Origin of the sequence: Xanthomonas cissicola, assembly GCF_008801575.1 — a bacterium.
Lineage (GTDB): Bacteria > Pseudomonadota > Gammaproteobacteria > Xanthomonadales > Xanthomonadaceae > Xanthomonas > Xanthomonas cissicola.
This window is the reverse complement of the sequence record NZ_VZPL01000011.1, coordinates 75,683-90,726: the sequence shown is the minus strand read 5'-3', so window position 1 is coordinate 90,726 and position 15,044 is coordinate 75,683. Positions and strand designations below refer to the sequence as shown.

At 62.7% G+C, this 15,044-nt stretch carries 6 protein-coding genes, 1 other RNA gene and 1 pseudogene; 3 read left to right on the top strand and 5 right to left on the bottom strand.

Annotated features, from left to right (window positions below):
- Positions 1-563: 563 nt before the first annotated feature.
- Together F7R02_RS07225 and F7R02_RS07220 are read right to left on the bottom strand one after the other, a co-directional pair.
- Positions 564-1,637: a 3-deoxy-7-phosphoheptulonate synthase gene (locus tag F7R02_RS07225; RefSeq protein ID WP_011050379.1), complete on the bottom strand. Its 1,074-nt coding sequence runs from the start codon at positions 1,635-1,637 to the stop codon at positions 564-566.
- 528 nt (positions 1,638-2,165) lie between these two features.
- Entirely contained in the window at positions 2,166-4,979 is a 2,814-nt protein-coding gene (locus F7R02_RS07220; RefSeq protein WP_167520983.1) for a TonB-dependent receptor plug domain-containing protein, read from the bottom strand.
- A gap of 502 nt (positions 4,980-5,481) precedes the next feature.
- On the opposite strand from F7R02_RS07220, the gene xopX (F7R02_RS07215) reads away from it, so the two are divergent.
- Both xopX (F7R02_RS07215) and xopX (F7R02_RS07210) read left to right on the top strand, forming a co-directional pair.
- Positions 5,482-7,491, top strand: a complete 2,010-nt coding sequence (gene xopX, locus F7R02_RS07215) for a XopX family type III secretion system effector (RefSeq protein WP_235857417.1) — start codon at positions 5,482-5,484, stop codon at positions 7,489-7,491.
- Positions 7,492-8,243: 752 nt separating this feature from the next.
- Positions 8,244-10,244 (top strand): annotated as a pseudogene (gene xopX, locus F7R02_RS07210) (XopX family type III secretion system effector); the annotation flags it as partial.
- Between the two features lie 275 nt (positions 10,245-10,519).
- Here xopX (F7R02_RS07210) and F7R02_RS07205 read toward each other — a convergent pair.
- Positions 10,520-10,594: non-coding RNA, sX9 sRNA (locus F7R02_RS07205), on the bottom strand.
- 89 nt (positions 10,595-10,683) lie between these two features.
- Here F7R02_RS07205 and xopX (F7R02_RS07200) point away from each other — a divergent pair.
- Entirely contained in the window at positions 10,684-12,786 is a 2,103-nt protein-coding gene (xopX, locus tag F7R02_RS07200) for a XopX family type III secretion system effector (RefSeq protein ID WP_425478537.1), read from the top strand.
- Between the two features lie 113 nt (positions 12,787-12,899).
- Here the strand turns inward: xopX (F7R02_RS07200) and groL are convergent, their stop codons facing one another.
- Positions 12,900-14,540: a chaperonin GroEL gene (gene groL / locus F7R02_RS07195; protein WP_033483940.1), complete on the bottom strand. Its 1,641-nt coding sequence runs from the start codon at positions 14,538-14,540 to the stop codon at positions 12,900-12,902.
- A 145-nt stretch (positions 14,541-14,685) separates the two neighbouring features.
- Entirely contained in the window at positions 14,686-14,973 is a 288-nt protein-coding gene (locus F7R02_RS07190; RefSeq protein ID WP_003483210.1) for a co-chaperone GroES, read from the bottom strand.
- Positions 14,974-15,044 lie beyond the last annotated feature (71 nt).

Here is a 15,044-nt window from a genome sequence, read left to right as displayed (position 1 = left end):
ATGCAGCGACATCGCAGGGTCACGCGCAGGGCGGATAACGGTCCTGCCCGCTCGCTCCATGTGACAGGAAGGCTCTCTCCCCCTGCTGTCGCTGAGCGAAACGGGCCATCACTGGGTGGTGTCCAATCCGTCGGGCCGGCTCCCTGCGCCGGCCCGACGTTCTTGGTCTGCAGCGGCCCGCAAGACGCCTTCGCGCACGGCCAAGCCGATCGTTGTATCGGTTGGTCGTCGCTGATGGCACCGCTGCGCGCCATGTTGGACGTGCTGCACCTGCGCGACAGCGGCGCACCAGCCAGCCGTCTCGCCTCGGTGAGGAGTGGCCCGAGCGTCTAGCGCACACCCACGTCATTGCCTGCGCAGTTACCGACGCTTGCTGCACCGACGCACGTGCCAGCCGCAAGATCCTTTCCCATTAGCCAAGGTGGCGCATAGCGCCGAATCAGGGACGCGCGACGCGCCACGCTCGCTGCAGACCAGCCAACGCGCTGCCTCGCCGTGATTTCGAGTGGGCGACGCCCCATGCAGCACGAGCAAGTGTTCTGCCGATGCTGCTGCGCCGCAACTCATGCAGCCTCGGCAATCCGGCGCATGCGCCGTGCGCGCACTGCGGTCGCCAGGCGTTCCAGCACCTGCACCGAACTGTCCCAGCCGATGCAGCCGTCGGTAATGCTCTGGCCGTAGGTCAGCTCGCACCCCGGCAAGAGGTCCTGGCGTCCACCGACCAGATGACTTTCCACCATCACGCCGACGATGCGTGTTTCGCCGCCTTCCAGCTGGTTGGCGATGTCCTCGACGACCTTGGGCTGGTTCTCGGGATTCTTGCTGCTGTTGGCGTGGCTGGCATCGATCATCAGGCGCGCGGGCAGGCCGGATGCATTGAGCACCTGGCTGGCCGCTTCCACATTGGCCGCATCGAAGTTGGGCTGTTTGCCGCCGCGCAGGATCACATGGCAATCCGGATTGCCCGCCGTCGCTGCCACGGCGGTATGTCCGTCCTTGGTCACGGCCAGGAAATGATGCGGATGCGAGGCCGCGCCCACCGCGTCCACCGCAATCTTGACGTCGCCACCGGTGCCGTTCTTGAAGCCCACCGGGCATGACAGCCCGGACGCCATTTCGCGATGCACCTGGCTCTCGGTGGTGCGTGCGCCGATCGCGCCCCAGGCCACCAGGTCGGCGATGTATTGCGGCGAAATGATGTCGAGAAATTCCACGCCGGCCGGTAGGCCGAGATTGTTGATATCGCGCAGCAGGCCACGCGCCACGCGCAGGCCCTTGTTGATCTGGAAGCTGCCGTCCAGGTCCGGATCGTTGATCAAGCCCTTCCAGCCGATGGTGGTGCGCGGCTTTTCGAAGTACACCCGCATCACGATCTCCAGCGCGTCGCCGAACTGATCGCGCAACGGGCGCAGGCGTTGCGCGTACTCCATCGCCGCGACCGGGTCGTGGATCGAGCATGGCCCGATCACCACGGCCAGGCGGTCGTCGCGCCCGTGCAGGATGTCGTGCAGCGCGGCGCGCGCGTTGGTCACGGTTTCGGAGGCGCGCTCATCGCAGGGCAGCAGCGACAGCAGCTGCGCGGGCGGTGCGAGGGCTTCGATCTTGCGGATACGCAGGTCATCGGTGACGGGCGGCATAACAGTGTCTCGGTGGGCGGTGTTGCATCAGGGAACCAGGCGCGGCGGCAACAAAAAAGCCGCCATGTGTGCGCTGGCGGCTTTTCGGGAATGCTGCTGAAGTTTCCTTCAGGGTGAGCGCAATCCTTCCTCCGCCAGCGGCATCGGAAAACCGTAGTACCAAAAGTAAAACTGGCTGCGGGGTGCGTTCATGGGATGCATTGATACCACGCACGTTTGCGCGTTGCCACTGTTTCATCGGCAACGGACCGGGCGCAGGTGGAAGCGAACGTCCCTCCACAGGCTCCAGCACAACCCCACGTTGAAATGCATGCGGCCGGAACGGTGAAGTCGGCACAGGTTCCGCGGCGACCGCCAATCCAACGGGCGGCGATAGCGCTGCCGCCAATCGGCGCGATGCAAACAATCGATGACGCGCTGATCGAGCTGGTCATCTCGCCAGGTCTTGCGGCCTGCCAAAAGCAGTGCAGGCACAAGACATCCGCACGCCAAGGCAACCACCGTGGCGTGCACAGGCGCCGCACTCACTCAGAACGTAAACACGTATTCGGCAGCCACCTCGCGACCGATCGGGTTGAACAGGGTGGTGTTGTAGAAGCCGTAACCGTAGAAGCGTTCCTTGTGGTCGTAGCCCACTTCGTTGAAGAGGTTGTTGACGTAGAAATTGACCTTGGCGTGGTCGGTGATCTTGTAGCCGGTGCTCAGGTTCCAGTAGATCGCCGGGCCAACGCGGCCGAAGTAACGCTTGCTGGTTTCGCCCAGATGCACGTTGGCGGTGTCGGTCACCAGGCACGCATCGGAGGCGCTGGGTTGATAGCCGTCGTCGAAGCGTTCGCAGGTGCCCCAGTTGACGGCGCGTATGGAGCCGATCCGGCGGAAGTACACGGTCCAGTCCCAGGCGCCGCCGTTGTCCCAATGCACGCTGCCACGCACGCGGCTGCGCACGCGTTCGTCGCGGCGGTTTTCGTCGCTGTCGGTGCGGTAGATCTGCTCGCGATAGGCGATCAGGTTGTTGTAGTCCAGCGACAACTGGAAGTTGCCCCAGCCTGCGGTGGCCAGGCGATATTTCAGCGCGGCGTCGATACCAGAGGTTTCCATCTGCGCCAGGTTGATCGGGCCGCGCTCGATGCTGGCGATGGTGCCATCGGCATTGCGCATCACGCGCGAGGTGATGGTGTCGCAATAGCCGGCGCCACCCGGATTGTTCCAAGTGCCGCCGCTAATGGTGGTGCCGGTACGGCAGCCGGCTTCGGCCGACAGGATCTCGTCGCGGTCCAGATCCTTGATCATTTCCTCAAGCTGGATGCGGTAGTAATCCACGCTCAACGACAAGCCTTGTGCGATGTCCCACACGATGCCACCGGTGAACGAGCGGCCGGTTTCCGAGCGTAGATCCGGGGTGCCGCGACGTTTGACATCCACGGTGTAGAAAATGTTGTTGTTCTCGTCGTTGCAGCCGCCGGTCAGGTACGCGCCCGAGGAAATGCAGCGGTACTGATCGATCACCGTCTGGTTGGTGGAACTGGGTTCGCCCAGCACGTAATGCATGTCCGGCGCGCGGAAGCTGGTGGCCACCGTGCTGCGCACCAGCAGGCTTTCCACCGGCCGCCATTCCAGGCCTGCGCTCCAGGTGGTGTCGCTCTGCGTGCCCACATCGGTGGGGATGGCGGCCGAAGAACGGTAATTGCCGTAGCGGTCGTAGCGACCTGCCACATTCGCACTCAACGTGGAGAGCAACGGAATCTGGAATTCCAGGCCGGCCGAACTGCGCATGCGTTCGCCACCGCCGCTGTCCACCACATCCACCGGGTAGCACTCGTTGGCGCACGGGTCGGGCGAAAGTTGATAGCCCTGCTTTGCCACTTCGGCCACGGTGGCGAAGCGGATCGGCCCGGCCCAGCCCTGCACCACATCGCCGCTCACGCTGAAGCTGGCTTGATTGACCCACGAATACGCCGAGTTGTGCGATTTGGCGACCAGCGCGTCGTACTGGTCCGACGATAACGGCGTGTACAAGCGCGCTTCGTTGATCGCATAGATCGACGTGCCATCGGCGGCAGTGCCGAGGGAGCTGCCGAGGAAATAGTCGGTGGCGCGCGCGGTGTCCACGGTGCGAATGTATTCGTCGACAGTGTAGCGCGAGCGGCCCACGCTCAATTCCCAATCGAAACGGCCGGCCCACACGCCGCGCAAGCCGGCGCTCAGATCCCAGGACTGCTCCTTGTTGTAGTTGGCAAGCCGGTCCCAGCCGCCGGCTTCGCGCCGGGTCAGCTGGCGGATCAGGTTCAACGAACGCCCGTTGGCCGCGTCCTGGAACGGGCCCAGGTACGCGTACGGCGGGTCGTAGGTCCAGCGGCCGATGCTGCGGTTGGCGGACAGCGTGGCCCAGGCCTCGGTGTGTTCGCCGAACTTCCAGGTGCCGTAGAGATACGCCGAATAATCCTCGCTGCCGGTGACCAGGCCCCAGTCGCCGTAATCGCGCGCCACGCCGCAGTAACTGCCGGCATTGGTGAGCGCGCCGGTGTTCTGGTTGTAGCTCAGCCGCTGCCCGTCGATGAACTCACCGCCAAAGCGCGCGCAGGTGCCGGCGAGCGGTGCCAGACGTTCGTTGGTGTTGGCATCGATCAGGCTCAAACCGGTGAACGGATTGAAGCCGTACAGACGGTTCTGGCCGGTCCAGTTGGAGTAGGACATGTCGTCCGAATCGTCCATTTCAGGGCGATCGCGTCCGCTCAACGGGTCGCGCTTGGTCGCCTGCAGCGCGTAGGTCAGGCTCCAGTTCTCGCCGGTGCGCCCGCCGGCCCAGGACACGTCGAAACTGTCGCGCCCACCTTCGGTGGCGGTGCCGCCGCGCAGGCGCACCTGGTCGCCCTGATAGTCGCGCTTGAGGATCACGTTGATCACGCCGGCCACTGCGTCCGAGCCGTAAATCGCCGACGCGCCGCCGGTGAGGATGTCGATGCGCTCCACCGCAGCGGAAGGAATATTGCTGTAGTTGGAGAAGTTGCTTTCGCCGCCGTAGGGCAGCGGGTAATCGGCCACGCGATGGCCGTTGACCAGCAGCAGCGTCCGCCCCGGCCCGAGGTCGCGCAGGTTGATCGGCGAGGCGTTGGGCGTATGCGAACCCCACTGGGTATCGGCTTCCACCGAGCCCTGCTGATTCATGCTGTTGAGCACGTCGTAGACGGTGGCGAAGCCTTCCTGCTGGATCTGCTGCGCGCTGATGGTGACCACCGGTTGCGCACCTTCGACCTGCGCGCGCTTGATGCGCGAGCCGGTGACGCTGACCGCATCCAGCGTGGAGGTGGCGCGCGTGGCATCGGGTTCGGTTTGCTGGGCCATGAGCGGCGGCGCGCACGCGGCAGTCACGGCAAGGGAGACGGAAATCGACAAGGCAAGGCGATGACTGCGGCAGTTCATAAGATCCCCGGTAGAGGCCGGACGTGGCCGGCGTGGCGATGCGCTGCAACGACGCCTGCCAGCGATGCGTGCATCGCTGCCCCTTGTCCGATGGCCCCCCGACCGCTCGGCAAGCGCCTGCTCTAATTACAACTGCGATGATACCGGTGTCAACAGGATGACATGGATATGTGATAGGCATTTAAAAAAACGCTATTCGACGCTGTGATGCAGGCTTCTGATCGGATCACCGATGCCCATCCATGCGCAGCCGGCTACACCGGGATGAATGCGTTGGTGGTCGCTGCCGTTGTCATCGCTATCCGGGAACTTCCGATGGCGGCGCGCCAGTTCGCAAATCCACTTGAGCTGGGTGTTCTGGTGGAGATCATGAAAAGAACACGAAACCTGCGATTTGGTGCACCCCACCTAACGGAGATATCCCATGGAGATCAAGAAAGCGTCGTCGGAGGGCCCATCCTCGCCGGTCGTGCTGCAGAACGCTCAAGAACGTGATGAACGTACCGTGGAACTGCAGACTGCGGCACCACCTTCACCGACTCCGGTCAACCCGGCGTTGGCGGCGCTTCCCTCGCGCATCCGGTCTGGCGCCTCATCTGCCACATCGGCTCCGGCAACTATCACTGCGCACGCGAATTCCGCGCTGGCAGAAGGCGTCCGTTATGCATCCAACGCTGTATCGCGAGCCACGTCCAACCTGTGGTCGATCTCCGACCTGCGCACGATGCTGCAGATGCACGCAGACGATCCTGCATTTCTGGCGATCCTGCACGGTAGCGATCCGGAACGCGCCACGCCGCACACCTTGGCGTCCTGTAGACAGCAAATGGAGGAGCTCGGCGAGCTCATCAACAATGCAGAGGGGCTGGAAACACATCAGCGCAAGCAGTTGCTGGGCGACATCCAGAAGGTAATTCAAGCCCTGCAGCCGTTCGACCACCCAACACCGGCCACCTCACGTGTATTGAAGTCGATCAGCAATCTCATCAATTACTGGCCAGTCGTGGTTCCCAGCCCGCTGATGGGCAAGCAGGCAAAAACCTTCGCCTTCACGATGTCCACGGCCACTAAGGGCGTGCTTGCGGTGTCGACTTCGGCGTTGCGCCCCAGCGCCGATGGATTGCCGTTCCCGTTCGCAGGAGGCCAGCTGGGGCGCGACGCAAACGAAATGCATCTCTACAACGCACTGATCAACGCATTGTTCCTCACCACCGAAGTCCCAAAGAAATTCGGCGATCAGGGGTTACGCAAAAACGCCGAGGCGGTTAGCCAAAGTGTGGGATATGCCGCAGGCATTTCTGTGGCATTCACTGCGATTATGTTGACTCCATTCCTGTGGAACAGCCTCAGAAAACTCGGCAGCACGATGCTAGACAGCACAGCGCGCCTGGGCGCGGCCGCAGCACAGGCAGCGGGTCTGAACAACCAGGCGCAGCAACTGCGTGCCCGCCTGACGCCGGCACGAATCAATCAAGAGTTGCGCTTACAGCTGCAGGAAATCCGTGCACAACTGGACGCCTCCTGCGTCGCCTTTCAGCAGGCGCGCAGCAGCTTCGTCAATCAGGATGGAGGGCGTGAACTCACCAGGACGGTGAATGCACAAGTCACGCACCTGCTGGAAACCTTGGACGCGTGCAGCAAACGGCTCGCCAGCGTCCTGCATCTGGATGGCGAGCAGACGGCGAGTCTGCCGCGCGAACTACACAACCAGGATCTATCCTCAAAGGTGGCACTGATGATACTGGCCACTGCGGTGACCGGCTCGACGATCTACCTTATCCAACCAGATCGTTTAGGCACAATCAATCTGCTAAGCGACACTTGCATCGTCACGGCCGTGATGGCGCAGTCGGCATGGAACAAGCAGGCCACGCGGCAGGACGCAATGGAACGTTTCAAGGGCATGTGCGGCGGCAGCATGGTCATCGCGCTTGCCCTGGGCGCAGAGAAATTGTCCAAGACGTTCGCGGACAAGAGCCTGATCGAGTCCTCGCCCAACGCGCAGTTCTATGCCGGCGCCATCATGTCACTCATGGCGGTCACGATGCCGGGCCCGATCGCACGCGGCGCGGAGTTGGCGATGAACTTCGCAGGAGGCAAACTCAAGCGCCTGTTCACCGGACCGGAGGGAACTCCGCTGGCAACCACTGCTCCCTCCTCTGTCGAAGAAATGCAGGAGAGGGCACGAACCACGTTGGCGTATCTGATCAGCCTGACACCGGAACAGTTGGATCAGTACGAGCAGATCGCGGGGGAATCCATGCTGGAAACGATCCAGGAAGCCAGAGACGTGGCGCAAGCCGGGCCTAGCAGCAGCGTCACCATCACCGAGATCGATGACACCGACCCGCCTCTTGAAGCTCAGACCGGCTGTGCACCAGCTGAGGGCCCCGCGCGGGAAGTTCCGTCCCTGCAATCGCGGCCAAGCCAATAGCACCACCCGCGCGCCGATGTGGCCACATGCAGATTGGTCGCCATTGGCCTGCACCACTCTCATCGAAACCCATCATTTTTCAAACTTAAGGAATCTTCTATGTACGTCAAGCAGGTACACCCGTCGGCGGCGGCCGACGGAGCAGCTGGCGAACTTCAACAGGAGACAGCACCGGCGACATCGCAGCCGTCCTCCAGCGATGCGTCGGCCGAGGTCGACCAAAGCTTGAGCGCTAGCCCGGCCCACTAGCCGGCGTTCTTCGCCTGCCGATCGCTCCGCTACCGAGATCGCGCCGAAGTCGGCGCCTCCAACGTCGATAACGGTGCGATACAGGACCAGATCAACAGCGGGCAGACCACGCCGCCGTGGCGATGCGCTGCAACGACGCCTGCCAGCGATGCGTGCATCGCTGCCCCTTGTCCGATGGCCCCCCGACCGCTCGGCGCAAACGCCTGCCCAGCGACACAAGGCTGCGATGACATCGTTAACAAATGATCTTGGAGTTTGGCGGCGATCGACTATCCGGCAGGTTGGGGCTACCCCCACCGCGATTTTTGCGCTCCCAGCGCACTCGACCATGCGCCGGCAGCAACCTGTCATGCGATCACAAGTTGCCAACGTCCTGCCTGGTCGGTTCTTTCTGCAACGCAGTAGTTCGCACCGTGCTATGCCGGCCGGGCAGGCTTGTTCGAATGATGCATGTGCGCCAGCCAGTAAGAGTTGGCCGCTCCTCTTCATCAAGGAAACCCACCATGGAGATCAAGCAACAGCAAACCGCAGGCCGCTCTTCTCTGGCGCCATCGCAGGACATCCATACCGACAATGCTCCCGTCTCCGACGCCACGTCGCCGACGCAAACGCCGCTCCACCCCAGCCTGTCGGTGCTCACTCCGCGCAGCCGTTCGCGCGCGTCCACCGCCGACTCCGAGCACGGCGCTTCGCCGGTGCCCTCGCACGACGCTGAACCGCCAGCCCATTCACCCGAACGCGCCGCCGGCCCGTCCACCGCCCCCTCGCTTGCCGCCCCCTCGCTTGCCGCACGCGCAAACGCGGCATTGGCAAGCGGCGTTCAGCAGGCTTACGATGCGGTCTCGAAGGGGGCGTCCAATCTCTGGTCGCTAGCGGATCTGCGCACCATGCTGCAGATCCATGCGGACGATCCCGCATTCCTGCAGATGGTGCGCCACACCGACCCGGAACAGAGCACCCCGCACAGTCTGGCCGCGTGCCGCCAGCAGATCACGCAGCTGCGCGACGCCATCGAAGCGGCAACCGGTCTGGAAGCACGCTTCCGTCAGCAAGTGCTGGGCGACATCAAGGCCGTGGAAGACGCGCTGCAGCCGCTGGAGCACGGCACACCTGCGACCGGGCGGGTGCTGAAGTCGCTGGCCAACCTGGTCAATCTCTGGTCCCTGGTGGTCCCCAGTCCGTTGCTGGGCAACCAGGCCAAGACCTTCGCCTATTCCATCGCCGCCGCAACCAAGGGCGTGATGACGCTCTCGGCATCTGCGCTGCGTCCCACCGCCGACGGGCTTCCGTTCCCGCTGATGGGCGGGCAGCTGGGGCGCGACGCCAACGAAATGCACTTTTATTCCGTTCTGCTCAACGGATTGTTTCTCACCACCGAACTGCCCAAGAAATTCGGCAATCCATCCGTGCGGCACCAAGCCGAAACAGTGGAAAACAACCTGGGATTTGCCGCGGCCGCATCGACGGCGTGCGCGGCGATGGTGCTGACGCCCTTCCTCTGGAACAGCCTCAACGTGCTTGGCAATCGACTGCAGCACAAGCTGTCGCATCTGGGCGCCGGCATTGCAGAAAACGCCGGTTTTCAGCGCCAGGCGCAACGGTTGCGTGCACGCCTGACGCCCGGCCAGATCAGCGCGCAACTGCGCACGCAACTCAACGAGATCACCGCCGCTCTGGAGAGCGGCCGGGAAGCGTTTCAACAGGCGCGTCGCGAGTTCACCGACCCAAGCCAAGGGCGCGAGCTCACCCGCACTCTCAATGCCCAGTGCACGCATCTGCTGGAGACGCTGGACCAATGCAGCAAGCGACTGAGCACTGCGCTGCAAGTGGACCAGGACGAGCCAGCCACCATCCCGCGCCAGGTGACCAACCACGACATCGCGCCCAAGTTGGCATTGGCATTGCTGGGAGCCGGAGTGACCGGGCTGACGGTCTACCTGATCCAGCCCGACCGCCTCGGCACGGTCGACCTGGTCGCCGACTCTATCGTTGTAACGACCGTGATGATGCAGTCGGCGGTCAACGCACATGCGACCCGTCAGGACGCAATGGAGCGTTTCAAGGCCATGTGCTCCAGCAGCCTGGTGATGGCGCTGGCCCTGGGCGTGGAGAAACTGGCCAAGACCTTCGCAGACAAGAGCCTGATCGAAGCCTCATCCTCATCGCCCTACTACGCTGGCGCGATCATGTCGCTGATGGCGATGACCATGCCTGGCCCCATGGCGCGTGGCGCAGAGCTGGCGATGAACTGGGGCGGCGGTCAGATCATGCGTATGGTCAAGGGCCCCGACGGTACCGCGCTCGCAACCCGCATGCCGTCCTCGCCCGAGGAGCTCATCCAGAACGCGCAAGACACCGCGAGATATGTGCAGAGCCTGTCGCCGGAACAGGCGCAGGAGTATGCGCAGAGCGTTGGCGATATCGCCCTGCAGGCGATCCAGGACGCCGGCGCGCAGGCGCAGGCCAGGCCCAGCAGCAGCGTCACCATTACCGAGATTGATGACAGCAACCTGGCGCGTCCGGAGCATGTGCCGGAGGGCGCTAACTAGCCGCGATTCAATTGAGCGCTTCTGCGCGGAAGGTCCCGTCCAGCAATCCCGGCCAAGCCAATAGCACCAGGCCGCGCGCCGATGTCGCGGCGCATATGTCGGTGGTTATTAGGATTCAATCGCTTCTTATCGAAACGCATCATTTCTCAAACCCTACCTACTGCCCTCATTTTTACCGAAGAGGTTTCATCGCCGACCGGACCGATCTACATCACTCACCAACCAAGAGCGGCTAACAAGACGTAGCGAGCAGTCGCCAGGCGGGGGAGACGGCGCGGAGGAACCGGAGTGTACGGGTTGGGCATGAGGATTCCGAGTACCGACCGCGCCCGCCTAGCGGGTATCACAGTAGTTGTGTCAGCCACGCTTTAGCATTCCAAGGAGGATATCTCCCATGTACATCAAGCAAGCGCTTCAAACGGCGACGAATTCTGACAACCGGACATACGAGCAAACCCAGAAGGAAATGCAACAAGAGAAACAGCAGCCGACCGGCAGCAGTGCGACACAAGAATCCCAAGGCGGTCAAATATTGGCCGGGCTCCGCCCGCGCAGCAGGTCAGGCACTTCGTCTGACTGTTCCGCGCCGACTTCGCCCATTGAGCCATCCTCGCCAGCACCGCAGGCGTCGCAGTCGGCACCGACGACCGTCCTGTCCACTGCCGCAACGCGCAACTCGGCGCTGGCGGCCGGGGTACGGCGCGCGTCTGCTGCGGTGTCGCAGGCAGTATCCGATCTATGGTCACTCTCTGATCTACGGACCATGCTACAGATTCATGCGAGTGATCGCGCATTCTTGGACCTTGTGAGTAATACCGACCCGGAGCAGGTGACTCGCCACTGCTTGGCTGATTTCGACCAGGCAATGAGGCAACTCCGCGATTTAGTCACGAATGCTGGTGGACTGGAAGAACGCTTTCGGAACCAAGTGCTCGACGACGTCAAAGCGGTGCAAGACGCCCTGCAACCGCTGCAGAATATGACGCCAGCAACCAGGCGCGCGTTGAATGTGCTGATCAGCCTGGCAAATTTGTGGCGCGTGGCCGTACCAAGCCCGCTCTTGGCCAATCAGGCCAAGACCTTTGCCTACACCATTGGCGTTGCATCCAAGGGCGCGGTAATGCTCGCGACCTCGGCACTGCGTCCAACCGCCGATGGCCTGCCTTTACCGCTGTTTGGCGGGCAGTTGGGGCGCGACGCCAACGAGCTGCATCTCTACGCTAGCGTACTAAATGGAATGTATCTGGGCCCTCAAGTTGCCAAGAAATTCGGCGGCCCGTCCACACGGCATCAGGCCGAAGCAGTGGAAAGCAACATCGGATTTTCTGTAGCCGCATCAACGGCATGCGCAGCGCTGGTAATCACGCCCTTTGTCTGGAGCAGCGTGAGGGCAGCCCGTAATCGGCTGCACAACTGGGCAGTTCAACGGGGGGCCGATCTTGTGCAACGCATCGGCCTGGGTGCGCACGCGCAGCAGATGCGTAATGGCCTGACGCCCGGCCATATAAGCGGCGTACTGAGAAACGAGCTCGACAGGATCGCTTCGGCGCTGGTAACCGGCCGAGAAGAATTTCAAAAGATACGCCGCGAGTTCACCGGACCGAGCCAAGGGCACGAACTCACCCGCACGCTCAATGCCCAATGCACCCACTTGCTGGAAAGACTTGATCAATGCAGCAAACGCTTGAGCGATGCCCTGGGCAATGATCAGGACCGCCACGCTGCGATTCCACAGCAAGTGCCCAACCACCACGACTTCTCATCCAAAATGTCGCTGGCCTTGCTGGGCTCAGGCTTGAGCGCATTGGGTATCTATCTGGTCCAGCCGGACAAGATCGGCACGGCGGACACGGTGGCGGACACAACCATCGTGACAGCGGTGATGATGCAGTCGGCATTTAATAATCACGCGACCCGCCAGGACACGATGGAGCGCTTCAAGGCCATGTGCGGCGGCAGCCTGGTCCTCGCGCTGGCGCTAGGCGCGGAGAAACTGTCCAAGACATTCGCAGACAAGAGTCTCATCGAAGCATCCTCTTCATCGCCTTACTACGCGGGCCTCGTCATGACTCTGATGTGCTTGACGATGCCGGGCCCCATGGCACGCGGTGCGGAGTTGGCGATGAACTGGGGCGAACGCCAGCTTGGCCGCATGTTCACCGGACCGGATGGCGCACTGCTGGCAACCACTGCGCCCTCGTCTGTCGAAGAAATGCAGGAGAGGACACGAACCACGTTGACGTATCTGATGAGCCTGACACCGGAACAGTTGGATCAGTACGAGCAGATCGCGGGGGAATCCACGCTGCAAACGATCCAGGAAGCCAGAGACCCGGCGCAAGCCGGGCCCAGCAGCAGCGTCACCATCACCGAGATCACCGAGGCAAACGAGAACGCAGAATTGGCCGCAACCAGCGCATCGCTTGAGCAAAGCGCGCCTGCGCGCACGCATCCGTCGCCCGATCAGGCCGCAGCCAGCACCGCGCATTCGCCCTGAAGGTAGGACGCCAGCAATCGGCCACCGCGCGTGCACGCGCGGCGGTAAAGCGCATAAAAAGACCCCGCCTTTCGGCGGGGTCTTTTTTGCTGCACCAGCGCAAGTGGCCTGGATCAGAAATCCATGCCGCCCATGCCGCCCATGCCACCGCCGGCCGGCAGTGCCGGCTCGTCCTTCTTCGGTGCATCGGCCACCATGGCTTCGGTGGTGATCATCAGGCCGGCGATCGAGGCGGCGTTCTGCAGCGCAGAGCGGGTCACCTTGGTCGGGTCCAGGATGCCGAATTCGACCATGTCGCCGAACTCGCCGTTGGCGGCGTTGTAGCCGTAGTTGCCGCTGCCTTCCTTGACCTTGTTCAGGATCACGGAGGGCTCTTCGCCGGCATTGGCTACGATCTCGCGCAGCGGGGCTTCCATGGCGCGCAGGGCGATCTGGATGCCATGGGTCTGGTCTTCGTTGGCGCCCTTCAGGTCACCCACGGCCACCAGCGCACGCACCAGGGCCACGCCGCCGCCCGGGACCACGCCTTCTTCGACGGCTGCACGGGTGGCGTGCAGGGCGTCTTCGACGCGCGCCTTCTTTTCCTTCATTTCGATTTCGGTCGAGGCACCCACCTTGATCACTGCAACGCCACCGGCCAGCTTGGCCACGCGCTCCTGCAGCTTCTCGCGGTCGTAATCGGACGAGGTGTCTTCGATCTGGGTCTTGATCTGGCCCACGCGCGACTCGATCGCGGCCGAATCGCCAGCGCCGTCGATGATCGTGGTGTTTTCCTTGGAAACCTGCACCTTCTTGGCGCGGCCCAGGTCCTTGATGGTCGCCTTCTCAAGCGCCAGACCCACTTCCTCGGAGATCACGGTACCGCCGGTCAGCACGGCCATGTCTTCCAGCATCGCCTTGCGACGGTCGCCGAAGCCCGGGGCCTTGACGGCCACGACCTTGACGATGCCGCGGATGGTGTTGACCACCAGGGTCGCCAGCGCTTCGCCTTCGACTTCTTCGGCGACGATCAGCAGCGGCTTGCCGGCCTTGGCCACGCCTTCCAGCACGGGCAGCAGGTCACGCACGTTGGAGATCTTCTTGTCGTGCAGCAGGATGAACGGGTCGTCCAGATCGGCCGACTGGCTCTGCTGGTTGTTGATGAAGTACGGGGAGAGATAGCCGCGGTCGAACTGCATGCCCTCGACCACGTCCAGCTCGTTTTCCAGGCCCGAGCCTTCTTCAACGGTGATCACGCCTTCCTTGCCGACCTTCTTCATCGCTTCGGCAATGATGTTGCCGATCGACTCGTCCGAGTTGGCCGAGATGGTGCCGACCTGGGCGATCGCCTTGTCGTCGGTGGTGGGCTTGGAGATGTTCTTCAGCTCGACGACCGCAGCCTTGACGGCCTGGTCGATACCGCGCTTGAGGTCCATCGGGTTCATGCCGGCGGCCACAGCCTTGGCGCCTTCGCGAATCAGGGCCTGGGCCAGCACGGTGGCGGTGGTGGTGCCGTCGCCGGCGTTGTCGTTGGTCTTGGAAGCGACTTCCTTGACCATCTGCGCGCCCATGTTCTCGAACTTGTCAGCCAGTTCGATTTCCTTGGCGACGGAGACGCCGTCCTTGGTGATGGTCGGCGCGCCGAAGCTCTTCTCGAGCACGACGTTGCGGCCCTTCGGGCCCAGGGTTGCCTTCACGGCATTGGCAAGCACGTTGACGCCACGAACCATGCGGGTACGTGCGTCTTCACCGAAACGAATGTCTTTAGCAGCCATTGGTTGTTACTCCGGAAATTGGAAATGGGAAATGGGGAATCGGTCAATCAAAGGCGGATATCGGGGCTGGGTGGGATGGCGAGGGCGTTGGCCGCTCTACCGATTCCCGATTCCCTACTCCCGATTCCCGGCGCGTAGCGCCTGATCAGCCGATGACGGCCAGGATGTCGTCTTCGCGCAGCACCTTGTACTCGACGCCTTCGGACTTGTAGCTGCTGCCGGCGTACTGGCCGTAGATGACCTTGTCGCCAACCTTGACCACCGGCGCGCGCAGGCTGCCGTTGTCCAGCGGCTTGCCGGCGCCGATCGCGACGACTTCACCCTTGGTGGACTTTTCCTTGGCGGAGTCCGGAATCACGATGCCGCCGGCGGAAACTTCGTCGGCTTCGATCGGCTTGACTACAACGCGGTCGTGAAGCGGCTTGATGCTCATAGAGAAGACCTCTTAAGTGTTTGATTGGCCTGGAAATTATCGGCGATGTTAGCACTCGCACATGACGACTG

What these genes read in the sequence shown, in the direction of transcription:
- F7R02_RS07225 (WP_011050379.1), bottom strand. Translation starts at nt 1,637, where the DNA reads ATGCCGCCCGTCACCGATGACCTGCGTATCCGCAAGATCGAAGCCCTC.
- F7R02_RS07220 (WP_167520983.1), bottom strand. Translation starts at nt 4,979, where the DNA reads ATGGCCCAGCAAACCGAACCCGATGCCACGCGCGCCACCTCCACGCTG.
- xopX (WP_235857417.1), top strand. Translation starts at nt 5,482, where the DNA reads ATGGAGATCAAGAAAGCGTCGTCGGAGGGCCCATCCTCGCCGGTCGTG.
- xopX (WP_425478537.1), top strand. Translation starts at nt 10,684, where the DNA reads ATGTACATCAAGCAAGCGCTTCAAACGGCGACGAATTCTGACAACCGG.
- groL (WP_033483940.1), bottom strand. Translation starts at nt 14,540, where the DNA reads ATGGCTGCTAAAGACATTCGTTTCGGTGAAGACGCACGTACCCGCATG.
- F7R02_RS07190 (WP_003483210.1), bottom strand. Translation starts at nt 14,973, where the DNA reads ATGAGCATCAAGCCGCTTCACGACCGCGTTGTAGTCAAGCCGATCGAA.